The organism is Amycolatopsis taiwanensis DSM 45107, from assembly GCF_000519205.1.
Classification (GTDB): Bacteria; Actinomycetota; Actinomycetes; order Mycobacteriales; family Pseudonocardiaceae; genus Amycolatopsis_E; species Amycolatopsis_E taiwanensis.
Window position 1 is genome coordinate 192,954 of record NZ_JAFB01000004.1, and the last position, 25,100, is coordinate 218,053.

Consider the following 25,100-nt stretch of genomic DNA (forward strand, 5'->3'; position numbering starts at 1 on the left):
CTGTAAAGCGTGCAGCCAACCGACTCGGCCGGCGAGCGAATTACTGCTCGCCGCCGGCGCGTTCGATGGCGCTGTCGATTCCGTCGAGGACGAATTGCAGGCCGATGATGAAATCGTTGCCCGCCGGATCCTCGGTGGCTTCCGGCGTCGGGGCCTCGAACAGGGTCGACGCGAACAGACTGGCCACCTCGGGAAACCGGTCGCTGTCCACGAGCCGCGCCAGTGCGCGGCCGTAGTCCCGCTCGGCGCTCGGTTGGTCGACGTCCGGGGCCCGTCCTGCGGCCAGGTCGTGGGCCTGGGTCGCGGCCTGGCGCGCGTACCCGCCCAGCAGGCCGACCGCGCCGAGCTTCTGCGCCCAATCGAGGCCGGTGTCCCGGAGGATCGCCAGCGCGGACTCCAGCCAGGCGATCTGGTTCGGCCCGGACGGCGGGCCGGAGACCGGGACCCGCACCAACCACGGGCGCCGCAGGTACAGCTCCCACAGCGCGGTGGCCCACTGCAGCAGGCCGTCGCGCCAGGTGGAGGCGGTGATCTCCGGGGGTTCGCCTGTCCCGGCGTCGGTCATCAGCACGAGCAGTTCGTCCTTGGAGCCGACGTAGCGATACAGCGACATGGTCGTGAACCCCAGCGCCTTCGCGACCTTGGGCAGCGTCGCGCCGGGGAGTCCGTCGCGGTCGGCCAGTTCGACGGCGGTACCCACGACCCGGCCCACGTCGAGCTCGGCCGGCCGGCCCAGCCGCGAGGGGCTGGCCAACCCCCAAAGCCTGCGTAGCTCCACGGGCACGTCATCGTCGCTGGCCACTGATCCTCCTGGAGCCCCACCACCTGCCCGATCATCATGACACGCCCCATTAGTTTACTAGACATAGTTTCTATAGTATACAAAAGATGCGTCGTTCGGACCGAGATCGGGAGGAAGTCGGAGATGACCACCAACACCGAGGCGCCACCGGGCAGGGGGCCGGTCCGCCGCGGCGAACGGGCGCTGGCGCCCGACCTCGCCAGAGGCGCGATGCTGCTGATCATCGCGCTCGCGAATGTCGCGGGCGTGGTGTTCGCGGGGGAGCCGGGCGCCGAGCCGGCACCGGAAGGCGCCGACCGCGGCGTCAACCTGATCATGTTCACCTTGCTGCACGCCCGCGGGTATCCGGTATTCGCGGTCATGTTCGGCTACGGCCTGGTGCAACTGGCCCGCCGCCAGCGAGCCGCGGGCGCCTCACCCGCGGGAGTCCGGTCGGTGCTGCTGCGCCGCAACGGGTGGCTCGTGGTCTTCGGGTTCGTGCACGCCGCGCTGCTGTACTACGGAGACTTCCTTGGGGCATACGGCTTGGTCGGGATAGTGATGACCCTCGTCCTGCTGAACCGGAACGACCGAGTGCACAAAGTTGTGCTCTGGCTGTGGGGACTCGCCACTGTGGAGGTACTGGTCCTCGGCATCGTGGTGGCGATCCGGATTCTGTCCGGGGAAGCCGGAACCGCCGAACTGCCACTCGGGCACGTCGACTCGCTCGCTGCCCCGGACTACGGCCGATCCGTACTCGACCGCCTCACCGAGTGGCCGGTGCACACACTGACCGTGCTGCCGTTCATCCTCATCACCTGGCTGGGCATGTGGGCTGCGCGCCGGGGCGTGCTGGAGAATCCCGCAGCCCACCGCCAGCTGCTGCGGTGGACCGTGGTGATCGGGCTCGGCATCTCAACCCTGGGCGGACTGCCCATGGGGCTGGCAAGCGCCGGTTGGCTGCACGTCGACGAGTCGACCGCATCGCTGATGTCCTACCTGCACGGCGGAACCGGCATGTTCGCCGGTCCGGGCTTCGTCGCATTGTTCGGCCTGATCGCACTGCGCGTGTCTCGGAAGCGGAAGCGCGGCAGCTTGGTGGTGGCCCTGTGTGCGCTGGGACAGCGCTCGCTGTCCGGATACCTGTTCCAGTCCGTCGCCTGGATCATCCTCCTCGCGCCGTACACGCTCGATTTGGGCAACAGCTTCGCGACCAAGTCGATTGCCGGCGTCGTGATCGCGTTCGCCGTCTGGCTCATCAGCGTCGTGGTGGCGCGCATGCTTGACCGCCTCGGCAAGCCCGGCCCGGCGGAGTGGGTCCTTCGACGGCTCGCCTACGGCCGGCGTTCGTAGGCGCGGTCGCCCCGCGACCTGTACTTCTCAGGTGCGGCAGGCAAAGCTGGACCTCCAGCGGCGCGGAGTGGGCTTACTTGTCGTGTTCTTCGGTCGGGAACTGGATCAGGCTCATCATTCGGGGACTCCGGCCGGGTGCGGGCTGGTTGGCCGCCCGTGACGCGAAGACCTGACGCATCTCGCTGATCATCTCGGCGTGTTCGTCGGGACTGAGCCAGAGAATGCCCTGGCGGTAGCCGATGGCATCGGCGAACGGGTCGGCTCCTGGCCGGTCGAGATAGGCGTTGAACTCCGCGTGCAGGGCGGCCATGGCCGCGGCGAACCCGTGGCGGTGGTCGTCCAAGGACATCGACGCGCCGGTCTCGGGATCGATCGTCTGCCGGTCCCGGCGTAGCCGGTACCGCCGCTCGACCGCTCCGCGCACCCGCTGCTCCTCCGCCACCTCCAGCACCCCACCCTCGAGCAGCAGGCCGACGTGCCGATACACGGTGGTCTTGGGCACATCGGGCAGCGCCGCGCACAGCTCCGCGGTGGTGCGCGTCCGCCCGCCGGACATGGCGTAGGTGATGCGCAGTCGCACTGGGTGCAGCACCAGGTCGAGTAGGTCCATACCCCAACGATCCCACATTTGGTACCGTTCCCAAAATTGAGAATGAACGAGGGAGGCCGGAGTGATCACGAACACCGCGTCAACGCGGGCTCGACTGAGCAGCGAGGCGATACGACCACTGCGCACGCTGGATCCGGCCGGGCCGCAGGATGACCTGACCTGGCTGGACGAGGTGATCGGCGACGCGCGAGTTGTGGCGATCGGCGAGAGCGCCCACTACAACCGCGAGTCTTATCAACTGCGTCACCGTCTGACGCGGTACTTGGTCGAACGGCACGGGTTCGGCGCCTACGCGATGGAATCGGGATTCGTCGAGGGGTGGCTGACCGACAGCTGGGTCCGCGGCGGTCCGGACCAGCTCGGCAAGGTCATGGCAAACGGCATGACCTCTTTGATGGGGCTGTGGACCGAGATGCGGGCCCACCTGGAGTGGATGCGGCAACACAATGACCGCAATGACACTGCCGACCGGCCCGTTGGCTTCTACGGCATCGACCTGTCCGGCTCGAATGTATCGCTGCTGCCAGGCCTGAATGCCGTCGTCGCCTACCTCGCGGAGGCGGAGCCGGCGTTCGAAGTGGACTCGGGAATCCGGGAGACGGTCGCGGCCTTCGCCGTGCCGTCCGCGTTCTCCCTTCCCAAGGCCGCCGCTGCCTACGGGCAACTCGAGCCCGAGCACCGGGACGCCCTCACGGCCGGGCTGGCCAACCTCATGGCACGCATGGAGGGACGGCGTCTGGACTACCAGCAGCGGACCGGCGTCGACGCCTACGAGCGCGCACTGCGATCGCTGCGCCTCACGGTCACGATCGATGCGATCGCCCGCGCGATGGCACAGGGCGACCGGGGCAGCATGTTCTTCAACCGTGACAACGCGATCGCGGACACCGTCGAATGGATCCTGCGCCGGGAGGACCGGATCGTGCTGGCCGCCCACAACGGCCACATCCAGCGCTGGCCCGGCATCTGGCCCGATCTGCCTCCCGTGACGACGATGGGCATGCACCTGGCCGACCGGCTCGGCGCGGACTATCTGGCCATCGGCACCACCAACGGCACCGGCCAAACCCTCAACACCGGAGCCGACTTCTACGACGGCAAGCTCTTCACCGACCTGGAGCCGCCCCGGCCCGGCAGTCTCGACGCACTGATGGCCGCCAGCGGTGCCGGTCCCTTCGCCGTCGACCTCAGGCGGCTGTCGCCGGCCGACACCGACACCGTTCGCGCGGTCTCCCAGCAGCGTCTCAATCCTTTCTACCCTGATGTGAACCCGCTGGATGCTTACGACGCCATCGTTCACCTCCCCCACGTCACGGCGGCCGAACCCGACAATGCCGCCCTCGCCCACGCGCCTCATGACGTGCAGGAGGCGTTCTCCCAGTGGAAGTCGCGGTGACGGCCGAGGGCTATCGCCGGTGTGTCCTTGTTCAACTGGTGTAGCCTTTGGTCGTCAAGATCAGATGAAGTTCGTCAGCGCCGGTGGTCGGTGGAGCGCGCTGGCGTGCTCGCTTGGTTGCGAGCACGGCCAGCTTGCCCGCCGGGTGTGGCTGTTTCCGTGCTCGTGGTCAAGCCCGACGAGAAGGAAACCACGAAATATGTCCACCGACCGATTCCTCCCCGACCCGGAAGGCGATGCGGCCGCGGTGATCGACGGCTTCTTCGGCCACCTCGCCGCCACGCTGCGAGAGCGGGAACTACCGGAAGAAGAACTGCTGGCCGCGATGCGCGCCCGGCACGAAGAACTGACTGCGGCAAACCAAAACCTGATTGTGGACGAGGCCGCTGTCCACAACCTGCGGATGACGCTGGCGCTGGTTGCCGCATACGAGTTACTAACGCCGGAACTCGGCCGTGACGATGCCGCCGACCTCATCGGGACAGCCTTCAACGAACCGCTCAGCGAGGCCATCCGGCAGGGCACCGAGGCGTTGCTGGACTCGTCGCCCGACCCGTACCGGGCCATGGTGGAACTCTCGAAATCCCGGGAACAGCACACGTTTGGCGCCGGCTTCACCTTCCGGCACCCGGTCGACGACGACGACCAGCACTTCGCCGACGTCCATGAGTGCTTTTACCACAATGTCCTCGTTGCCAACGGCGCACCGGAACTGACTCCGATGATGTGCGCCTTCGACATGAACTGGATCGAAGCTATCGACCCTCGCAAGCACGGCTTCCGGTTCGAACGGACTACCACCATCGGACTGGGTGGAACGCACTGCCCGTTCCACTTCGTACGCACCCGAACCGAGAAGGACTGAAGGAAAGCAAAGGTGAGCCGGCGCCAAGCGCGGCCGGGCGCCGGCTCACCTCGGCCAAACCGCCCTCTGGCCTAGGTGGCGAGGGCACGGCGCCAGGCTCGGGAGCTGAGCAGGCGCAGGCCGTTCAGTCCGACGATGACGGTGGATCCCTCGTGTCCGGCGACGCCCAGTGGGAGGGGCAGGGCGCCCAGCAGGTCCCAGACGACGAGAACCGCGATGAAGGTCGCGGCGATCGCGAGGTTGGCGATCACGAGTCGGCGAGCGCGGCGGGCCAGGGCGATCACGGCGGGCAGGGTGCCGAGTTCGTCGCGGGTGATCACCGCGTCCGCGGTGTCGAGCGCGAGGTCGGATCCGGTGCGGCCCATCGCGATCCCGGCGTGTGCGGCGGCCAGGGCGGGAGCATCGTTGACGCCGTCACCGACCACCACGACCTTGCCGCCGCGCGATTCCAGGTCCTGCACGGTGGTCACTTTGTCCTGGGGCAACAGCTCTGCTCGGACATCACCGATACCGACCTCGGCGGCGAGCCGCGCGGCGGCACGCTTGTTGTCGCCGGTGATCAGGATCGGCCGGTTACCCGTCAGCGTGGTGAGTCGGGCGACGGTGTCCACCGCACCGGGACGAATCCGGTCTGACAGGCCGAAAACGGCGGTGGGGATGCCGTCGACGCTGATCAGGACGGCGGTCTGGCCGGCGTCCTCGACTTCCGCGACCGCCTTGACTACCAGGTCGGGCTCGCCGTGACCGGTGGTTTTCCAGAGTTGGACGGGGCTGCCGATCTCGATGAGCCGACCGTCGACCCGGGCGGCCACGCCGCGGCCGGGAGCCGAGGTGAACTCCTCCGCGGGTTCCAGGGTCAGGCCGGCATCGCGGGCTGCGGCGACAACGGCGCGGGCGAGCGGGTGCTCGGAGGCGTTCTCCGCCGCGGCGGCCCACCCCAGCACGTCGTGATCCGTGTGGGTTTGGCCGAGCGAGCAGATCTGCGCGAGCCGGGGGCTGCCTTCGGTGAGAGTGCCGGTCTTGTCGAACGCGACCTGGTCGGCGCTGCCGAGTTGTTCCAGCACGACGGCCGATTTGACCAGCACGCCGTGGCGCCCGGCGTTGGCGATGGCGGACAGCAGCGGCGGCATGGTGGCCAGCACCACCGCGCAGGGCGAGGCAACGATCATGAACGTCATCGCGCGCAGCAGTGTGGGCTGTAGCTCGGCGCCGAAAAACATGGGGATCGCGAACAGGGCGAGGGTCGCGGCGACCATGCCGATCGAGTACCGCTGTTCGATCTTCTCGATGAACAGCTGGCTCCGGGCCTTGGTGGCGCCGGCTTGCTCGACCATCGCCACGATCCGGGCGATCACCGTGTCCGCGGCGGGGCGGGTGATGCGTACTCGCAGCGCCCCGGTTCCGTTGAGGGTGCCGGCGAACACCTCATCGCCGACGGTCTTGTCGACCGGCAGCGGTTCACCGGTGATGGTGGCCTGGTCGACCTCGCCGGCGCCGCCGACGACCTCGCCGTCGCCGCCGATCCGCTCTCCGGGGCGCACCAGGATCTCCTCGCCGACCCGCAGTTCGGCGGTGTCGACGGTCTCCTCGCCGGTCCCGGTCAGGCGGGTGGCGCGCTCGGGGGCGATATCGAGCAGGCCACGGACGGAGTCCTCGGTGCGTTTGGTCGCGACCGCCTCCAACGCTCCGGAGGTCGCGAAGATCACGATCAACAGAGCGCCGTCGAAGACCTGCCCGATGGCCGCGGCGCCGATCGCCGCGACGACCATCAGCAGGTCGACATCCAGCGTCTTGTCCCGGAGCGCCCGCAGCCCGGCCAGGCCCGGCTCCCACCCGCCCGTGACATAACAGGCCAGGCACAGCGTCCACCACAGCCACCCGGGCCCGTCGGTCACGTGGGCGACCAGGCCCAGCACGAACAGCCCGGTCGCGATCGCGGCCCACCGCACCTCGGGCAGGGACCACATCCCTGTCTGCGTTGTGCGCGACACAGCCCGCTCGGCGGGAGCTGCGGTTTCCAAGTCGATTGCCACACTGGAAGCATATATGCGCACTCACGCAGATACGCAAGGATGTGCGCAAGCAAGTTATGCTGAAGCCATGCACACGTCGCTGCCGGACTTCGAGATGCCCAACGAGGAGCAGGTGCACTTGGCTGCCGAGACGTTCCGCATGCTCGGCGACCCGACCCGGATCAAGGTGCTGTGGGCGTTGCTACAAGGCGAGTCGTCGGTGGCGTGCCTGGCCGAACTCGCCGGGGCCGCGCCGACCGCGGTCAGCCAGCACCTGGCGAAGCTCCGACTTGCCGGCCTCGTGAAGGGCCGCCGTGAGGGCACCTTCGTCTACTACTCCGCTGCCGACGAGCACGTGCGGCGTCTGCTCAAGCAGGCCCTGTTCCACGCCGACCACATCGACCGAAACATCCCCGACGAGTCCGCGACCGCCGCCGCTCCTTGACGAACGTCGTGGCGCAGGGTGACCTGGCCAGGGGCGCTACGACCTGACCTGTCCGGCCGGACCCTTTCACCGCACGACGACCCTCGGCGCGTACTCTTTGGCTCCGCTCTTGAAGTTCCGGATACCGCCTAATGTGCTGTCATGCGCGACGACACACCTGACGAAACGCGCCGTGTCCACCTGAGCCGGACCTTCGACGAGGACGCAGAGTTGTACGACCGGGCCAGGCCCGGGTATCCGCCACAGCTGTTCGACGACCTCACCGAGGTGGCCGGCATCGGCCCCGGCTGTCGCGTTCTTGAAGTAGGAGCCGGCACCGGCAAGGCGACCTTGCCGCTCGCCGAGTTGGGCTGCCGGATCACGGCCGTCGAACTGGGTGCGGACATGGCCGCCGTCGCCCGGCGCAACCTCGCCGGGTTCGAAACCGTGGAGATCGTGACAGCGGACTTCGAGACCTGGCCACTGCCGGAGGAACCGTTCGACGCGGTCGTCTCGGCAACGGCGTTCCACTGGATTGATCCGGCGGTGCGGATGGCAAAAGCCGCTGATGCGCTGCGGCCCGGTGGCACTCTCGCCGTGGTCGCCACGCAGCATGTGGCGGGCGGCAGCGAAGAATTCTTCGTAGCGGTCCAGAACTGCTACGAACGTTTCGATCCGGCCACTCCCCCGGGGCTACGACTTCCTTCCGCAGAGGACGTCGACACCTCGGACCACGCGGATGAGGTCGCACGCAGCGGCCGTTTCGGCCCTGTCATCTTCCGGCGTTACGAGTGGGACCTGACCTACACCACGGCCGAGTACCTGGAGGTGCTGCGGACCTACTCCGGCCACCGGGCGCTGCCGCCGGAGGCCAGGGAGGGACTGCTGGAGTGCATCGCCAAACTCATCGACAGGCGATACGGAGGCCGGGTGACCAAGCGATATCTCACGGAACTTCGGGCGTCACGAACGACCGCCGCTTTTCGCTGATTCGCCGAACCAACTGCTGACCACTCGAGGTCGGTCAACCGACCCATGAGCCGCTTCGTTGTCGGCCGGGTGATCTGCTTCCTGGCCGGCGCGATGGCTTGTCCATGCTCGGCGATCCGTGCCGCCTCCGCCAATTTGCCGAAAAGCTCGGTCGAGATTTTCAGCAACCAGTCCCTGGCCGGACCGTCGCCGGTGGTCGCGGCGATAGCGTGGAACCCGGTGACGGAACCCTGAGTCCACCGATCGCACCACCCATCAACAGGGCTGCAGGAAGGATGAAGAGCCAAGCGGTAAACAGCTTGATGGCAAAGGAAAACTCGGGGTCGGAGTCCAGCGCGGCGGCGACGACCGCAAGCGGCAACGACACCGAAATTCCGAGGAGAAGTCCGACCTTCCCCAGGGTCTGGAACCCTCCCGGTCGTCCATATCGGCAGTTTATCCAGGTTCGGCCACGCGCCCCGCACGAAAACGCCGAACCGTTACGCTCGGCCAACTCCGGTCATCCCCTATACCGCAGGTGTGGCGACGCCCCACGCTCGCGCGCAGTCGAGTCAGTAGGAACCGCCGGCCGCGCCGCCACCCCCGGGTCACTGGTTGAGGTAGGCGAGCACCGCTCGTACCCGACGGTGGGTGTCGTCGGACGGGGGCAGGTCGAGCTTGGTGAGGATGTTGCTGATGTGCTTCTCCACCGAGGGAGGCGCGAGCACCAACTCGGCACAGATCGCCGAGTTCGACAGCCCCTGTGCGACGAGCCCCAGCACCTCCCGTTCCCGGGCGGTGAGCGCCGCGATGCCCCGGTCGCCGTTGTTGCGGGCGAACAGTTGCCGCACGACCTCTGGGTCCATCACAGTGCCACCCGCCGCCACCCGCTCGATGGCGTCGAGGAACTCGTCCAGCGCGGTCACCCGATCCTTGAGCAGATAACCGACCGCGCCCTGACCGTCGGCGATCAGCTCCGCAGCGTAAACCCGCTCCACGTACTGCGACAGGATCAAAATCGGCGTCTTCGGCTGGCCACGGCGGATGGCCAGCGCGGCGCGCAGCCCCTCGTCCCGGAACCCCGGCGGCAACCTGACGTCCACAATAGACAGATCGGGACGGTGCTCGGCCACCGCCTCCTCCAGTTCCGGTGCGCCTGCCACGGCGGCGACGACCGTATGGCCGGTGTCAGTGAGGATCCGCACCAGCCCGTCCCGCAACAGCAGGAGATCCTCGGCGATCACAATGCGCATGGCAGCTCCGTGTGGACGACGGTCGGCCCTCCGACCGGACTGGTGACCGAGATCGTGCCATCGAGCGCCTCGACCCGCCGTCGCAGACCGTCCAAACCGGACCCCGACGGGTCCGCTCCGCCCCGGCCGTCGTCGCGGACCTCGACGGTAAGGGTGCCGGCCGTGCGGGTGATGGCAATCGTGCACGAACTCGCTTCGGCGTGTTTCACGGTGTTGGCGAGGGACTCGGCGGCGACGAAGTAGGCCGCCGACTCAACCGCTGGCGCCACCTCGCCCAGCCCGTCCGCACGCACCTCGACGGGCAGTGGCGCGTCACCTGCGAGCGCGGCGAGCGCGGCGACCAGCCCCCGGTCGGTGAGGATCGGCGGGTGGATGCCCCGGACCAGCCTGCGCAGCTCGGCAAGCGCGTCGTCGAGCTGCCGCCGGGCGAGGCGCACGTCGTCGCGGGCCGGCTGCCCGGACGTGCGCATCTTGCGGTCGGCCAGCGCGAGCGTCATGCCGGCGGCCACGATCCGGGCCTGCGCGCCGTCGTGCAGGTCGCGCTCGATCCGCCGCAGCTCGGCGGCCTGCGCGTCGACCACTCGACGGCGTGTCGCGGCGAGCTGGCGGACGCGCTGGGCGATGCGCTGTCGGGGGCCAGGTTCGAGCAGCCTCGCCGCTACCCGTGCCTGCAGCCGGGCCGCCATGGTGGCCAGCCACGATCCCACCGGCGCCAACGCCAGCCCGACGGCGGTGAGCACGAACCGGCCACCCGTGGTGTTGAACAACCAGTCGACGACCGGCGGAAGGTACGGGTTGGGCACCGCCCACAACCAGGCCGGTGCGACGATCACGGCCAGGTCCACCGCCGCGGCGGCCAGCCCGGCCAGTCCGGCCAGCCCGGCCGGCAACAACAGCAACAGCCACGCGAGGTCCCGCCAGGTCGCCGGGTCGCGGAGCAGTGCCCGGCCACGCGCCCACGGGTTTGCGCCGGGCACCGGCTCGTACGGCGGCTCGACCGGCCGGCCCAGCACCAGCGCCACCCGCAGCCGCTCCAGGCCGGTGATCCGGCGGGTCACCCACGTGACCACGAGGAACACGGGCGGCGCGAGGTAGGTGAAGGACAGCACGCCGCTGACCAGCGTGGTGACCAGGGCCCACACGAAGGTGGCGAGCCCCAGCACCAGGCTGGTCAGCAGGTAGGCCAACGCCCCGGCCGCACGGCGGAACACCCGATCAACCTAGCCTTTGATCGCGGGCAGTGACCGGCGCCCGATCACAATCCGGGCCGGCACCGCCCCGGCGACCACGCCGAGCAGTCCCACGCCGCCGAGCATCTCCAAATACCGCAGGGGTTCGGCGAACAGCCGCCACTGTCCGTCCTGCGCGACACTGAACGTGCTCACCACCGCGCCGCTGATCACGCAGCCCAGCACGAGGGCCACGGCGACCGTGATGAGCGTCTCGCGACCCAGCATGCGGTGCAGCTGCCGGGCGGTGGCGCCGGCCAGGCGCAGGTCGGCGAACTCGCGGCGGCGCGCGCCGGTGGCGATGGCGAACGTGTTGACCACGGCGATCGCGGTGAAGCCGAGCGAGATGACCACCATCAGCTCCCACGCCGCCTGCTGGTTCTGCACGTCCGCGGTGCCGGCTCGCGGATCCTGGGCGTCGGTCGCCGCGAGGGTGGGCCACCGGTCGGCCACCGCCGAGGCCACGTCCGGCGCCCCGCGCAGGTACAGGGCATTGACGAGGCCACGAGGGTCGTGTGCGGCCACGAGGCCACCGGGCAGCACCAGATCGCCGAATCCGCGCCAGTTGGTGTAGACAGCGACGACGGTCAGCTCGACACGAGTGCTGTCGGCCAGCCAGAACGCGGGCCGGTCGCCCACCTGCCACCCTCGGGACTCGGCGAGCGGGCCGCTCACGGCGACCGCCCCGTCGCCCAGGTTCGCCAGGTCGCCGACTGTGACACCGAGGTCGAGGGCCCGCTCACCGGTGGCCAGCAGGCCCTGGGCGGCGTAGTCCTCCGGCTTGCCGCCCTCGTCGACGACGACACGGGTGCCCAACGTGGCCGCCGAGCCCGTCACCGCGGGCAGGGCGGCGACCTGCGTAGCGGTGGCGAGCGGTAGGCCTGGCGCGTTGGTGGCGGCGACCCGAATGGTGGCCGGCGCCATCCGCGTGGCCTGCTGACCGGCGGTCACCGCGCTGAGGATGTCACCGTTGAGCAGCATCGTGGCGTTGATCGCGAACATCAGCGTCAGCGGGATCGCGACTCCGACGACACGCCTGCTCTCCGCTCGGGTCATGGCACCCGCCACCCGGCCGAGCACCCCGGTCAGTGCGGCCAGCCGGGACAGCACGGCGGTCAGCGCACCGACCAGAATCGGCCCGAGTGCGGCCGCCGCGCACAGGAGCAGCGAGCAGGAAACGAATCCCATGCCCATGCCGAACGGGCCACCGAGCGGCACGAGGCTGAGCACCGCGACCGCACCGGCGACCAGCACGGCCGCGACGATGGTCCGGGGTAGCCGGCCGACGCGACCGACCGTGACGGTCTCCCGCAGCGCCTGGGTCGGCATGATCCGCACCGCCCGCGATGCCGCGACCCCGGTGGCGAGCACCGTCACCAACAGCCCGAGGACGACCGCGGCGATGAGCACGATCGCGTTGAGCGACACGGTGAACTGCGGCGGTACGGCGCCGAGTTCGCGGAACCGGCCGGCTATGAGTTCCGCCGCCAGTACCCCGGCGGGCAGCCCCGGCACGGCCGCGACCAACGTCACGAGCGAGATCTCCATGCGAAGCATCCGGCGCAACTGCCGTGGGGTGGCGCCCGCCGTGCGCAGCAGCGCGAGTTCGCGCAGGCGCTGCCGGACCGCGAGCGACACCGTGCCGATGAGCACGAACACCGCCGCGAACCCGGTGATGCCGAGGACGAACCCGAAGATGGAGATGGCGCCGATGTAGTCGGGTACCGCGCCGGGCAGGTCGCCGGCCACCTTGTCCGTTCCGGTGTAGACGGTAGCGGCCCCGCCGAGCCGGTTTTGCAGTTGCGTGAGCGCCGCTGCACCGTCCACTCCGGACTCGAATCGCACGCCGACCGCAGTCGGCCCGGTCAGCCCGGACAGCTCGGCGACCTGCGAGTCCGTGACGAACACGGCCGCCTGGCCCGGCACATCCCCCTCGGTGACGCCGGCGACACGCAGGTCACGGGCACCCGTGCGGGTGGTCAGCCGCACCGTCTGTCCGATGTGGACGCCGAACTGCCGCTGGAGCACGACCTCTCCTGTCCGCGGCGCGGCGCCCTCCCGGAGCGGGTAGGGGGTCAGCGCCGCGGACGACCAGCCGTGTGCCACGGTCGTGGCGTCGGGCACGCCGAGCGGCTTCCCTTCGACGTCGAGCGCAACGGGGAAGGCGTAGTCGGCGACGGCCTCGGCCACGCCGCGCGTGGCGGCGACCGTGCCGGCCACCTCCTGAGGCAACGGCTGCGCTCCGGTGAGCCGTTCGTCCTTGGTCTTGACCTTGACCTTGTCGCCCTTGTCCGTCGCCGTGGTCAACACGACCGAACGCTCACCCGCCACCACCGCATCCGCCGCGGCGAACCGGTCCGCCCCCGGCCCGGCGGTCAGCACCGACCACAGCAGCAGACCGCTGCCGGCGATCAGCGCGACCGCCAGGAACGCCGTGAGGAACGTACCCGCGAACGACCCGAGGCGGTGCCGCACGCTCGCCATCGCCAGCTTCGCCGTCATCATCGGGTCAGCTCCATCATCCGCGTCGCCACTTTCTCGGCCGTGGGGGCGGCCATATCGTCCGCGATCCGGCCGTCGGCGAGGAACACCACGCGGTCGGCCCACCCGGCCGCGGCCGGATCGTGGGTCACCATCACGACCGTCGCACCCAGCTCGTCGACAAACCGGCGCAGCAGCCCGAGCACCTCGCGCCCGGTGGACAGGTCCAGCGCCCCGGTCGGCTCGTCGCCGAAGATGACCTCGGGCCGGCCGGCCAGCGCGCGGGCCAGCGCCACCCGCTGCTGCTGCCCGCCGGACAGCTCGCCCGGCCGCGCCTTCTCCCGTCCGGCGAGCCCGACGCGGGCGAGCAGTTCCTTCGCCCAGCTCCGGTCCGGCCGCGCACCGGCCAACTGCTGCGGCAGCAGCACGTTGTCCCACACCGACAGCGAGTCGACGAGGTTGAACGACTGGAACACGAAACCGACGTGTGCCCGCCGCACCGCGGTCAGCTTCGGCTCCCGCAGCGCGCCGATGTCCTGGCCGGCCAGCACGACCTGCCCCGAGGTGGGCCGATCCAATCCCGCCGCGCAGTGAAGCAACGTCGACTTGCCCGAGCCCGACGGCCCCATCACCGCTGTGAACGACCCCTGCCCGAAGCCGACGGTCACGCCGTCGAGCGCCCGCACCCCGCCAGGATGGACCTTCGTGACACCAACCACCTCGACCACGTCACGCGGTGGAGCATCCTGTGAATTCCGCACCAGAACCATGTCCGAAATGCTAAGTTGATGCGGATCCCGAACCCACCGGGCAGGCAATGATCGCCGGGGTAGGGCTGTCCATACGTGACCCACGCAACAGGACTGGCCACAACTGAACGCGACCGCACGAGTGTGCACCGCGGTGTGGTCGACCAGGCGTGGCTCCTGCTGCGCGACCATGTCGTGCAGCTCCGGACATCGCAGGTCAAGACATTGGACGACAAGTTCAGGGCGGCGACGACCGCTGACGACGGCCTAGCCCGCGACGCCCTCGATTTCGGACACGCACCACCCGCCGTCCTGGTGCTCCAGGCTCAGAGTGGCGTTGGCGGAGAACCGACGACGAGACCAACGAGCACAAGTACGATCGCGATCACGATGCCCGCCATCACGCCGGTTCGCCGTTTCGGTGGGACCGGGTGCACGTACGGCTGCGGCGGTGATGCGTAGGTCATCAGCAACCTCTGGTCGTAGCGCGGAAATCCATCAGGCAAGGGATCACGGCACGTCGGCCGAGGATTCTAGCGCTGCGACGCAGAAAGTTTGTCGAGCTCAGCGTCCAGCTCGTGGTCTTCGAGCCAAGCCTTTGACGTTCGTGGCTAAACAGGTCACCGCGCTCTCGGTCTTGTCGCCGGTGCGTCGGACCATTCGGCTCGAGCGAGTGCCGTGAGTGCGGCAAGAGCGGCGGTGGGCCGGCGGTCTTTGTGGAGAACGAAATAGACGCCGAGGACGGGGCGGGAGGTCCACGGCAGTGCGGTGAGTTTGCCGCGACCGATTTCGTCGGCGACTGTGGTGCGCGGCAGCAGGGCCACACCCAGGCCGGCCTCGGCACACCGTTTGACGGCTTCTGTGCTGACGAACTCCATGGTTGCGGGTCGGATAGCGGCCTGTTTCAGCTCTCGGTCCATCACCTCGCGCTGTGCGCAACCTTTCTCGATGAGCAGCAGCGTCTCCTCGGCCAGATCCACGGTGCGGACGACCTTCTTCCGGGCGAGGTGATGTTCCGGCCCGGCGACCAGGCGCAGCTCCTCCTCCGCCAGCCGATCGGCGGTCACCATGGGCCCGCTCACCTCCTCCTCGAGGAGAAACCCGGCGTCCAGGTAGCCCTCGCTGAGCGAGGCCATCAGCGAGGTGCTGCTCGCCGCGCCGAACGACACCTGTAGGAGCGGAAAGCTGTTCTTCAACGCACGCAACACCGGTGGCAGGCGGTGCGCGCACAGGCTCTCCGGCGCGGCGATGCGCAAGGTGCCGCGTACTCGCCCTGGGTCACCGCCCGCTCCTTGTACCGCTTCCACGGCCTGCTCGGCGTAGTTCAGGAGATTCTGGGCATGGTTACGAAGCTCACGGCCCGCGTCGGTGAGCACGACCCGGCGGCCGAGCCGGTCGAAGAGCGGCACCCCGAGGTCCCTCTCGAGGGCTTTGATGTGCGCGGTGACACTGGACTGCACGTAGCCCAACTCTTGCGCGGCGCCGGTGAAGTTCAACCGCTGAGCCACCACGACAAAGGTCGAGAGATGCTTCAGCTCCACACAGACCGATCGTATTGTCGAATGGAAGCCATCGCAACCGTTCGTTGGACGCGATTGATGTAGGCCGCAAAACTGTTGGCATGCCCCTCTCCACACAGCGTCGCCGGCGCTCCGCTGGCCTGGCCGGACGGGACTTTCTTCTGCTGCTGGCCGCGACGTTGGGCACCTTTTCCAACTACGCGCCGCTGCTGTCGGTAGCTCCGCTGTGGGCTGCTCGGGGCGGCTCCGGAAACGCCGGAGTGGGTGCCGTGACCGGCGTGACGATGGCGACGACGGTGGGTGTGCAGCTGTGCATGAAGTGGCTGCTACGTCGGATGAGCCTGCGCCGGACTCTGGTGGTCGGAGCGCTGCTGCAGGGGCTGCCCACCTTCGCGTACCCCCTCTCGGCCGGACTGGGCTGGGTGCTGGCCGTCTCGGCCGTGCGGGGTGTCGGTTTCGGAATGGTTGCGGTGGCCGGCAGCGCGCTGGTGGCCGAACTGGTCCCGGCGCACAGCAGGGGCCGGGCTCTCGGCTGGTACGGCGTCGCTGTCGGTCTCCCCCAGGTTCTCTGCCTGCCACTGGGAGTCTGGCTTGCCGAGCACATCGGCTTCACCCCGGTCTTCCTCGCGACCGGCACGCTCAGCGTGTTGGCCGCGGCGGCGATCAGAACACGGCCCCGTCCGGAGGAGCCGAGCGGAAACCGGGCCTTCAAGGCTGACGGGGGATCGCTGCGGCCCTTCGGCCGGCCCTTCACCGTCCTGATCGCCGCTGCATGCGCGCTGGGCGGGGTGACGTCGTTTCTCCCCCTGGCACTCGGCGAGCCCTCAGTTGCACCGGTCGCACTGTTCCTGCTTTCCGGCGCTGTCATCGTCGGGCGATGGGCGGCGGGCGTCTTCAGCGACCGGGCGGGCACCGGGCGCCTGCTGGTTCCCAGCGTGCTGGCCTGCGTCATCGGTATGGGCGGTTTCGGGCTGGCTACCGCGCCGTTCGGCGACGGCGCGATGCTGCCTGCAACCGCAGCCGTCGTCTACGGCCTGGGCTTCGGCGCCCTTCAGAACGACACACTGCTGATCATGTTCCGCCATGCCGGACCGCGCGGCCACGGGGCGGCCAGCACCGCGTGGAACATGGCCTACGACGCCGGCACGGGGATCGGCGCCGTGGCCGTCGGACTCACTTCTCACGCGCTGGGAGTCGACGGTTCCTTCATCGCCGCCGCGGTCCTGATACTCCTGGTCGCCCCGCTTGCACTGCGCTGAGGGCGCTCTCCGAGTACTCAGTTGAGAGGTGCGGCGTAACTCCTGCTAGCGGCGAAGGGGAACGCTCTGTTGGGTAGTGCGATCGAGACGGACCATCGTGTGGTCGAGCCGGTCCCGGTTGTCGGTGGTCGTGGCCAGTGTCAGCTGCATGACCGGGCGTCCTCGAAATAACGTCGACGCGCGTGTCCGGGACCGCTCCCCGCGCGAGACGATCTACTGTCGCGATGATTCGAGTTTCGATTGGCACGCTCGCTGCGGTACTGGCCACCGGACTGCTGTTGACCGGCTGCGGATCACGGACTCCGCCGACGCAACCCACCGCCCGGCCCGCCGACCCGACCTCGTCTGCGCGTACCACGACGACGACGCCGACAACCGTTGCCGCGACGGCCGCCGACGGCACGAACCTGGCCGCCTGCGCGACCCGCGACTGCGAAATTCAGGTGTCCGGGCCGGTGTCGATCCCGGTTCCGGCGGCGGTCGGCGCCGACACTGTGTCGGTGACGTCCATCCAACGGGACACGGTGACCATGAGCGTCGCGTCCACGGCCGGAAAAATCAGCCAGGACTGCACCGGAGACCCGACCTGCGTGCCGCAAGGCAACGGCACGTTCGACAGCTCCGGCGGGGGTTCCTTTGTCTCCCAGGCGACCGGACACATCGGCGCGAAGTTCATCGTCAACAAGCTCACCGTCGCCGTGATCGCGGTGAGTCAAGGCTCGGCCGTCCTCCGGCTGACCAGCGGTTCCTGAGCGGCACGGGATGCCGGGCGCGTGCGACAGTGCAAGTTCCAGCGACCGATAGTCCATCGCATCACGTGCCGCACGTCCTCCCCGCACGCACACGGTAATCCGGCACCTACCACGACGGTTTTTACGAAGCCGTTGTTGCCGAGGCTCCAGCGGAGTACTACAACTGTCGCTCGGCAGCCGAACACGCGGTGCTGCGGATCAAGTTACTCACCCTAACGCTCCATAGGTCGTTGTAGCACTGGATACAGTGACCCAGATCTGGCGAGCCAAAGATGAAAGCCATGTCACCGAATTGGCAATAATGCAGCGCGGATAGGCCGGACATCGACGACTGAAACCACTCTGCCGGTCAGTCCGCGTCCCCTGGGACGCCAAGGAGGTCTCTGAACTGTTGTGGCACCCGCAGCCGGTCCCCGCTGGGGTGGTAGTCCAGCTCCAGTGCCACCTGGAGCACACCGCGCATCATGGCCCGCATATGGGGGCGTACTTGAAGCTGTCCAGACAGACGAACGCCGCACGCAAGAATTCCCGGAAGACGGCAGGTGCAACCTGCACCTCATCGCAGCCTGTATGGTACAGCCCACTCGGCTGCCCTACAACGTATTTCTCCAGCAGGACGATCTGCCGTAAAAGACCTGCGAGGTCGCGAGTCCTCGGTCCCAGACCTCTTGATCATCCACTTTGAACAGCATCCCCATGGCGTCCCCTGTCCGTGCCTAGTCACGCCGACTGTAACTTGATCGAACCCGCAAGCTCGACGCAATTTCAATCACGTCTCACAAGTCGCGGGGCGTACCTGCATGTTTGCAGCCACGGATGCCGGCGTGGACACAAATCGGAGACGGCAGCCTGGTAAAGCGAGAGACTTGCGCGTCAGCAGAAGGCGACTGGAACAGGCCAGGACCACACCCAGGGCACCAGTCACCGCAGTCACCTTGAAAGAGGCGCCCAGTAACTGGTCGTGTTCCTTCCCGCGGACGAACAAACGGCCCAGGCTGTCGGCCAACTCCGCCAACGACCTCACGGCCGGTCGACCCACCACCAGCCGTCTCCGAGTTCGATCGTCGGGAAGACAGCGCAACCGTAGCCGTCAAGATAATCGTTGGAGTCGAGATTGCGGTCGGGATGGTATTCGTATTTCGTGGGATCGCCGGTGAAGTAGGCATACCCGATTGCACAGTCAGGTATCCCGGTCAACGTGGGGAGGAACCAGACGGACTGGCCCTCCTTGCCTCCGATTCTTGACGCGCTCTCCATCACTGATAAGTAGCGTAAATCGGGAGGTAATTTAGGGCCGGCATATCCATCGCGGGGACTGGAACTCAAGGTGCCATCATTGACGAGGCGGGCCACCGCGGCGAAGTCTGTCCGGTGAAGGGAGTACCAAGTGGTGACATAAACGCGGCTCCATTGGGTGGAGGCGACGAAAACGGCGATGGCGATCGCGACTGTTACACATGAAAGACGTCCGAGCCACCTTGTCCGACACCACAACAGCACGATACCGATGGCTGTGACGCCTGTTCCGATGGGCCAGGAAACCGAGGAGAATACGACTGGTGGGATGAGGCCACGGCTGAGTGTCATCGCGAAGTAGTGCAGTGCAATGATGATGAGCCATCCGGCCGCGAACAGCGACACCCCTAGAACGATGAGCCATCGAGACTGCCGAGTTGGAGTAACCAGCGGCGGCTCGTCAGGCGCTCGGTTGTCAAACGGCAAGGGCTGCATCTTGTCAAACGGCAAGGGCTGCATATTTACAAGACGTTTTGTGCTGACTCCAGGTTGTCGCGGTGGTGCCGAGGCATGAACAGGCCGGTCTCGCCGGGGGCGATGAACCCAAGACCGACCGTGCGCTCGCCGAACACGGGCACGCCGGCATTCTGCAACGGCTCCAGGTGCTCACCTGCGTCTTACGGTTATTACGACGTTATGACGTCTTCCTGAACCGGGACCGGCAGGTGGCAGAGTGGCAGGCATCCGGCCAGCGAGGAGTGACGATGAAACGATGGGTACTGCTGGTGGTTGGGGTTGTGCTCACGCTGATCGGTGCCCTCTGGACGCTGCAGGGCAGCAACATCATCACTGGCAGCGGCATGTCCGGACAGCGTCAATGGTTCCTGATCGGCCTGATCGCGCTGGTCGTCGGCATCGGACTGGTAATAAGCCAGGCGAGGCGCAAGACCGAACGTTCCTGAAACGCCCACGTTCTGTGTTCGCGGGGTTGCTGCGCATGCGAGGATCACGACTCGACCAGGACCCACAACGCTGGCGCCAGCGGCTGGAGGGCTCGACCGCTGGCCGCGAGCCTTTTCGAGGCGAGGCCAACACTCGTCTTGGAGCGGCAAAGGCGTAGGTTCCCGCTCGCGCAGCGAGCAGATCAAACGTACGTGCCCAAGCATGCGCACGCTGTGCTGGCTTGCCAGCGAAGGCCCCAGTCACCGAGGTCTGGAGGCTGCGCTGCTGTGAGCGAACACTTCCGACGGTTGACGTTCGGCGCGGTGACGTCCGCGGCGAACTTTGCCGCGACCACCCGTCACCGGCCGGACCAGCCCGGACGCAGCCGCACTAGACAAGATCACCCCCGGGTCCTGTCTTCGCAGGTCGCGGGGGTGTTTCACGAGGCGTGGCGGGTAGAGGATTCGAACCTCTGAAGGCAGTGCCGTCTGATTTACAGAGCAGCAACTACCCGCCCTTGACCAGGCGTTTTAATGGTCATGGCCCAAATTCGGGGCGAATTTGGGGCAGCAACGTATGGTTGATGCCTGCCGCATGATTTTCGAGTTCTGGATTGTGTCGTTCGGCTCCACACCTGGGCTGTTGGTAGTCGCCACTGATCGTGCGCGCACCACCCTCACGTCAACAAGTAGGCGGCCCACCGAAGACTGGCACCTTTGGCTACGATCTCACCAGCCCGAACCCTCGTCCCAACCCGGTGACCTGCTCGGGGGTGCTCGGACTTTGTGCCCATCTCCACACCACCGTGAGTTAGTCAGGCAGTGACCTTAGCCGTCTAATGCGGGCTATCGACTAGCAACGAGGCACGGACGTTGTGGGCCTAGGGAAGGTTGCCGACTACAGAACGATGTTCGCGTTAGGCGCGCGACCTACCTACCGGCGAAGCCAGTTGACGAACTGCGCCCAGAGCGAGTGGTCGCTTATGTCCGCGAACAGAAACGTAGCAGCGGCGACGAGCAGCGAGGCGCCGGCGACCCACAGGGCCATCCTTCCAACGCGGCTGGCCTCGGCACTCGCCCCCAGCGAGGCAACGGTTGAGAGAACCTCGCGATACGCCGTGTCCTCCGTTACCAACTCTTCGAGCGCATCGCGCCTGATATCGCCAAAATATTCGATCAAGTCGAATTCTTGAACATCGCTAGCGAAATCTGGCGCGGGTTTTGCTCGGACTTGGATCCCGTTCCAGTTTCGCCATCGCTCCTCCCACAATTTTCCGGAATCTCTGGCAATCACAGGGAGATCAAGACTTGTTGAAAGTAGTTCCGCCCTCAGGTCCTTTAAACTTGAAGCTCGATAATGGCCATGGCGTACACGAGCTAAATCTCTCGCCCTGGCGTATGATCCGCGCAATTCCTCGATGTACCGAAGGGTTGCGACATGCAGGAGGAATGACCGAACCTCGTCGTTGAACATAGCCGCAAACATTGGGACGCTCAGAGGTGTTGGCCCGTAGCCAGGTCGGTCATTCAGCTCGACAACCCTCTGATAGTTTCCAACGACACCCCAGCAATTGCGAAGCGGATCAGCGTTAATACCATGGTTGCGAATTGGAACGAATACACACCCTTTTATCTGAGGCGATACGCGAACATAGATATCTCCATCCATGCCAAGCGCTCGAATCCTATTCGCGATTACGGGGGACGTTCGTTGCACCTCGGGGTCGTAAATCGTGAATAGACTGAAGTCCACCACGGGTTGCCCCTCGTCGGTAGAAGCGAAGAATCCGCCACAACGTTGGGACAACCATCGTCGCGCAAGATCATGAAGTCGCTGCCGCTCGCTCTGAGTCGCCCGCACCCCAGAGAAGTACCGGTTTTCGACGCGGGGAGGCTGCCAAATTCCACGCCACGCGAGACCTGGTTCATGTTGCTTATGCCAAACAGAATCTAAGCTACGTTGGCCAGCATCGCTGAGCCTGAAGAAAGCGACGACAGCGGTCAGGCTCCGACCAATCTGGACAGCAGTGAGTTCCACCAATGAGAACCCACTCGGAAGCTCTTCGCGCTTGGCATCTGGCACGAACATTGAGTTCGGACCGGTTACGGAGCCGAGATGCGACCAGCCCAAACCTTGCCCCCGTCGGGCTTGATCAACTCGTTCCGCATTAGAGCCATATATTTCGGCGAATACTCGCTCTCTATCCCAGCCGTTTACCTGCAACGCTCGCAACAAGGCCGAGTATTGACTTGGAGGGAAGAACTCGGCAACCCAGATCCCACCCTGCTTGATCTCCTCGTCCTCAGGAACGATTAGATTGTGCAGGGGATCATCGAGGGGCTCCACCTTTGTGCGCTGATAATGGTCAAACCTCACAAAGATGTTGAGGCCACGAACCAGTTTTTGACGCAACCGCCACGGTACGAGTCGGCGTCGCCAGGAGCCCAACCACCATCGGAGGAATCGATAGGGGATGTCATACCAGCGCCACCGCTCCCCGATAGCTGGCACCAACTCGTACATCGTTCGGATCTTGGCGCTTATCCGGTCGTGGTCAAGAGTCGGATCCGCCGATGGATGCGATCCACTGGAGGTTACGTCCGACGAATCCTGATCTCTGACCTTTGAATCGTCGCTCATTCCAGGTGTTTCCTTCGCTAAACTTGGCCACGACTTCTCCGCCTAGCCGGGGGCCTGGTTTCATACCCTGCGCCGTCTGCTCCGGTCTCCCCAGCCGCGCTCACGGCGCTTCGTCTTCGGTGGCCGGTCGCAGCCAGTCGCTGTCGGGGCGCGCTAGGAGACGAGCGTTGTTGTATGCCATCGCGGTTGTGAGCACGGTGTGACCTCGATAGAACTCCCCTTGCCGGGAGACGACCAGCGCCAGGTCCACCACGGCCGCATCGAGAAGCGACAGCGGCAACAAGAGCTGGACTGTGTCCTGCGCGGGGTACCACATGGGCACGGCCGCCTTGTAATTGCGGCGAACCCTGTCCTTTGCGCCATCAACAGCACCCGTCAGCGCCATGCGCGCAAGGTGGGGACTCTCCTGGAGCGGTATTGGAAAGCGCGCAAGGTTGCCCTGGTCGTCGAGTATGTGGTCCACGCTCACCACCAGTTCCCGGCGCCAGTCGTAGATGTAGTCCGCCGGGTTTTCGGTGTAGGTTACGAACTCGGGGCGTTGAGAGGGCGGGAAGTGTTCCATAAAGTCACGCTTGCTCTCCAAGCGCCAGTCGACGAAGACCCACGGTTGACTACCCGTCCGATCATTGCGCCGGAAAAGTCCGTATATCGTCTCCTGGCGAGCGGTTGCCAATCCCGTATTGAATGCGGAATGGGCGCCGTCGGTACTCGTTGAGATCTTGCCCTGCTGGTGTGCGCGTTCGAATGTCCATCGGATGTAGTTGCGCAAGATGCGGTTACTGCCTGGTGTCGTCGCTTCCCGCCCATTCCAATTCTCGGGCTCTGCCAGGTTAGCCAGGTGGTCGAAGAGGTCGGGCTCGCCGGTGCCTTCACGAAGGTTAGCGTTCGATCGTACGTAACGCATATGTGCGTACTCATAGAGGGCGTTGTCGGACGGGCTCGGCTGCCGGCTCACTGGTGCTCCGGGCAGGGATGTCGTGCCGCCGATGCGCTGTTTCACCCGCGTGGGGTCTGCAGGGTGGTTTTCGTTGGTCACAGACGCCCTCCCAGGAAGCCATTGAGAATCAAGAGTGATCAAGGACTATGGGTCACAATGTTAGCCGTCCTTGCGTGTGTGAGGAGCACACTTTCTGGCCAGGGTCCCCGGTTGACCGTCTTCTTGGCCGACTACCTACACGGTCTTGTCGGGTTGGTAGGCGGACCAGTCCTCCGCAACCCTGGTGATGAGGCTGCGTGCGTCGCGCCCATAGCTGATGCCCCTCGACCGGCGCGAGCTGGGCAAAGATGCGAGCGTACAGCTCGGTTTCCTGGGGTTGAGCGAGGTTGAGCTCTGCGGAGAACGTCTCGACCATCACTCGGTCCTCATCGAGTAGCCAGAAGCCGTGCGCGGGCGCTACGTCGTACTCGACGTCGAAGCCGATGATGCCGAGTTTGACGTTCCGCAGCATGGACAACGACACCAAGCGATCAAGCCGGCCGAGCATGACATCGGGAGGACAGAGCCGGTAACGCAGGGCGGCTTCGGTCAGGACGAAGTGGAAGCGCTTGTCCGGTTGGTAGAGGATCTCCTGTCGCTGGATGCGGGCGTTACGGCTTCGTCGATGTCGTGGCGGACGCCGAAGACCCGGCGGCTCTGCTCGAACCGGGAGCGGGCGTACTCGGCTGTCTGAAGGAGGCCGGGCACGAAGGTAGGCTCAAACACCCGGAAAAAGCGGGTCCGGGCGTTGAGTTGCGCCACCCTGGCCTGGTGTGGCTTGAGGCCGGAACGGATCTGGCGTTGCCACTCGGCGTACTGCATCTCCAATGTATGCAGCGACGCCAGCAGGGCGTCCGCCTCGCTCACCGCATCGGTCGCCCGCGTCCAAGCGCGGATATCGTCATCGGTCGGCGTCTGCCGTCCGTTCTCAAGCTTGGAGACCTTGGAATGCGGCCAGTTGAGTTGTCCTGCCAACTGGCGACCGGTCAAGTTGGCGTTCAGACGCAGCTCACGAAGCCGACCGCCCAGTGCGGCACGCGCATCCTGGACGCTCGGCATGTGGATGGGTTCGTTACGCGGCAAAGTCTTCCCGTCGGAGCGCCTTGTGCCACGCGGCGTCTCGCCAGTAGTTGTGCTGCACGATCGCGGCTGGGTCCTCGACCACTTCCCCACCGAGGAAAGCCTCGTCCTGGTCGAAGTGCATCCGCACCAACAGACGCGAATCGAACAGCCAGTAGTCGTAGTCGGGAAGGTCTGTGGCCTGCGCCCGATCGAGGTAGCGGATGTCTTCGCCCGCCTTGTTGGTGTAGCCCGAACAGAACAGCCCGAAGCGGCTGTAGTCGGTGAGCGGCACCGTAACCACCCGGACGCGGGCGAACCGCTTGCCCTCGCCGGTCGCCTGCCGGATCATGTCCAGCCAGTTCTCGAACCAGCCCATGTCCACCTTCTCGCCGGCGACGAACTGCCGTAGCGCTTCCGTCTCGTTCGCGGACTTGTACTGGTCACGCGTCTCCAGGCGGAAGGCCGTGTGCTCAAAGGTGCGAAAGAGCTGGCCGAACTCCGGGCCAGGCTCGATGAAGCGGCTCAGTGGTCTCCCTCTTCCTACGTGTTTCACGTTTTCACGAAGTGTGACGGTAGACGATTCGAACCCTG

23 protein-coding genes are annotated in these 25,100 nt (G+C 66.5%); 9 read left to right on the forward strand and 14 right to left on the reverse strand.

What is annotated here, in order from left to right:
• Positions 1-40 precede the first annotated feature (40 nt).
• Entirely contained in the window at positions 41-802 is a 762-nt protein-coding gene (locus tag A3CU_RS0103355) for a TetR/AcrR family transcriptional regulator (RefSeq protein WP_211246331.1), read from the reverse strand.
• A 123-nt stretch (positions 803-925) separates the two neighbouring features.
• On the opposite strand from A3CU_RS0103355, the gene A3CU_RS0103360 reads away from it, so the two are divergent.
• The gene (locus A3CU_RS0103360; protein ID WP_027941063.1) at positions 926-2,134 is read left to right on the forward strand and encodes a DUF418 domain-containing protein; all 1,209 of its coding nucleotides are present in this window, start codon (positions 926-928) and stop codon (positions 2,132-2,134) included.
• Between the two features lie 73 nt (positions 2,135-2,207).
• On the opposite strand, the gene A3CU_RS0103365 is transcribed toward A3CU_RS0103360, so the two are convergent.
• Positions 2,208-2,744 (reverse strand): helix-turn-helix domain-containing protein, encoded by a 537-nt coding sequence (locus A3CU_RS0103365; RefSeq protein WP_027941064.1) that lies wholly within the window; start codon positions 2,742-2,744, stop codon positions 2,208-2,210.
• 61 nt (positions 2,745-2,805) lie between these two features.
• Between A3CU_RS0103365 and A3CU_RS0103370 the strand changes: the two genes are divergently transcribed.
• Both A3CU_RS0103370 and A3CU_RS0103375 read left to right on the forward strand, forming a co-directional pair.
• Entirely contained in the window at positions 2,806-4,140 is a 1,335-nt protein-coding gene (locus tag A3CU_RS0103370) for an erythromycin esterase family protein (protein WP_052371419.1), read from the forward strand.
• 199 nt (positions 4,141-4,339) lie between these two features.
• A complete protein-coding gene (locus A3CU_RS0103375) occupies positions 4,340-5,005 on the forward strand; it encodes an L-2-amino-thiazoline-4-carboxylic acid hydrolase (RefSeq protein WP_027941066.1) in 666 nt (221 codons plus the stop codon).
• Positions 5,006-5,076: 71 nt separating this feature from the next.
• Here A3CU_RS0103375 and A3CU_RS0103380 read toward each other — a convergent pair whose 3' ends face one another.
• A complete protein-coding gene (locus A3CU_RS0103380) occupies positions 5,077-6,972 on the reverse strand; it encodes a heavy metal translocating P-type ATPase (RefSeq protein WP_084143071.1) in 1,896 nt (631 codons plus the stop codon).
• Positions 6,973-7,105: 133 nt separating this feature from the next.
• Here A3CU_RS0103380 and A3CU_RS0103385 point away from each other — a divergent pair, with 133 nt between their 5' ends.
• The 3 genes from A3CU_RS0103385 to A3CU_RS0103395 all read left to right on the forward strand — a co-directional run bounded on the left by A3CU_RS0103385 (position 7,106) and on the right by A3CU_RS0103395 (position 8,665).
• A complete protein-coding gene (locus A3CU_RS0103385; protein ID WP_027941068.1) occupies positions 7,106-7,462 on the forward strand; it encodes an ArsR/SmtB family transcription factor in 357 nt (118 codons plus the stop codon).
• Between the two features lie 141 nt (positions 7,463-7,603).
• Positions 7,604-8,431: a class I SAM-dependent methyltransferase gene (locus tag A3CU_RS0103390; protein ID WP_027941069.1), complete on the forward strand. Its 828-nt coding sequence runs from the start codon at positions 7,604-7,606 to the stop codon at positions 8,429-8,431.
• Positions 8,432-8,476: 45 nt separating this feature from the next.
• Positions 8,477-8,665, forward strand: coding sequence for a hypothetical protein (locus A3CU_RS0103395; protein WP_027941070.1), 189 nt, complete (start codon positions 8,477-8,479; stop codon positions 8,663-8,665).
• A 353-nt stretch (positions 8,666-9,018) separates the two neighbouring features.
• Here A3CU_RS0103395 and A3CU_RS0103400 read toward each other — a convergent pair whose 3' ends face one another.
• From A3CU_RS0103400 to A3CU_RS0103425, 5 genes are all read right to left on the reverse strand, one after another.
• Positions 9,019-9,663: a response regulator transcription factor gene (locus A3CU_RS0103400; RefSeq protein WP_027941071.1), complete on the reverse strand. Its 645-nt coding sequence runs from the start codon at positions 9,661-9,663 to the stop codon at positions 9,019-9,021.
• Positions 9,651-10,874, reverse strand: a complete 1,224-nt coding sequence (locus A3CU_RS0103405) for a sensor histidine kinase (RefSeq protein ID WP_027941072.1) — start codon at positions 10,872-10,874, stop codon at positions 9,651-9,653. The genes A3CU_RS0103400 and A3CU_RS0103405 overlap by 13 nt, the downstream gene beginning before the upstream one ends.
• 9 nt (positions 10,875-10,883) lie before the next feature.
• Positions 10,884-13,397, reverse strand: coding sequence for an ABC transporter permease (locus A3CU_RS0103410; protein ID WP_027941073.1), 2,514 nt, complete (start codon positions 13,395-13,397; stop codon positions 10,884-10,886).
• Positions 13,394-14,143, reverse strand: coding sequence for an ABC transporter ATP-binding protein (locus tag A3CU_RS0103415; protein ID WP_043840575.1), 750 nt, complete (start codon positions 14,141-14,143; stop codon positions 13,394-13,396). Before A3CU_RS0103415 ends, A3CU_RS0103410 begins: the two co-directional genes overlap by 4 nt.
• Positions 14,144-14,742: 599 nt before the next feature.
• On the reverse strand, positions 14,743-15,663 hold the full coding sequence (locus tag A3CU_RS0103425; RefSeq protein ID WP_027941076.1) for a LysR family transcriptional regulator: 921 nt from the start codon (positions 15,661-15,663) through the stop codon (positions 14,743-14,745).
• A gap of 80 nt (positions 15,664-15,743) precedes the next feature.
• Between A3CU_RS0103425 and A3CU_RS0103430 the strand changes: the two genes are divergently transcribed.
• A complete protein-coding gene (locus A3CU_RS0103430; RefSeq protein WP_027941077.1) occupies positions 15,744-16,901 on the forward strand; it encodes an MFS transporter in 1,158 nt (385 codons plus the stop codon).
• Between the two features lie 224 nt (positions 16,902-17,125).
• The gene (locus tag A3CU_RS0103440) at positions 17,126-17,653 is read left to right on the forward strand and encodes a hypothetical protein (protein ID WP_027941078.1); all 528 of its coding nucleotides are present in this window, start codon (positions 17,126-17,128) and stop codon (positions 17,651-17,653) included.
• Positions 17,654-18,673: 1,020 nt separating this feature from the next.
• Here the strand turns inward: A3CU_RS0103440 and A3CU_RS52160 are convergent.
• Complete coding sequence (locus A3CU_RS52160) at positions 18,674-19,294, reverse strand: hypothetical protein (RefSeq protein ID WP_156960209.1); 621 nt, start codon at positions 19,292-19,294, stop codon at positions 18,674-18,676.
• A 152-nt stretch (positions 19,295-19,446) separates the two neighbouring features.
• On the opposite strand from A3CU_RS52160, the gene A3CU_RS54285 reads away from it, so the two are divergent.
• Positions 19,447-19,851 carry a hypothetical protein gene (locus A3CU_RS54285; RefSeq protein ID WP_245616860.1) on the forward strand — a complete coding sequence of 135 codons (405 nt, stop codon included), beginning with the start codon at positions 19,447-19,449 and terminating at the stop codon, positions 19,849-19,851.
• A 913-nt stretch (positions 19,852-20,764) separates the two neighbouring features.
• Here A3CU_RS54285 and A3CU_RS52165 read toward each other — a convergent pair.
• The 5 genes from A3CU_RS52165 to A3CU_RS54295 form a co-directional block, all read right to left on the reverse strand.
• Positions 20,765-22,471 (reverse strand): hypothetical protein, encoded by a 1,707-nt coding sequence (locus A3CU_RS52165; RefSeq protein ID WP_156960210.1) that lies wholly within the window; start codon positions 22,469-22,471, stop codon positions 20,765-20,767.
• 100 nt (positions 22,472-22,571) lie between these two features.
• Entirely contained in the window at positions 22,572-23,507 is a 936-nt protein-coding gene (locus tag A3CU_RS0103465; protein WP_156960211.1) for a DUF3825 domain-containing protein, read from the reverse strand.
• Positions 23,508-23,559: 52 nt separating this feature from the next.
• Positions 23,560-24,051, reverse strand: a complete 492-nt coding sequence (locus A3CU_RS55065) for a Scr1 family TA system antitoxin-like transcriptional regulator (protein WP_342668891.1) — start codon at positions 24,049-24,051, stop codon at positions 23,560-23,562.
• Positions 23,997-24,506 carry a Scr1 family TA system antitoxin-like transcriptional regulator gene (locus A3CU_RS54290; protein ID WP_245616861.1) on the reverse strand — a complete coding sequence of 170 codons (510 nt, stop codon included), beginning with the start codon at positions 24,504-24,506 and terminating at the stop codon, positions 23,997-23,999. Before A3CU_RS54290 ends, A3CU_RS55065 begins: the two co-directional genes overlap by 55 nt.
• 13 nt (positions 24,507-24,519) lie before the next feature.
• Complete coding sequence (locus A3CU_RS54295) at positions 24,520-25,062, reverse strand: DUF6879 family protein (RefSeq protein WP_245616862.1); 543 nt, start codon at positions 25,060-25,062, stop codon at positions 24,520-24,522.
• Positions 25,063-25,100 lie beyond the last annotated feature (38 nt).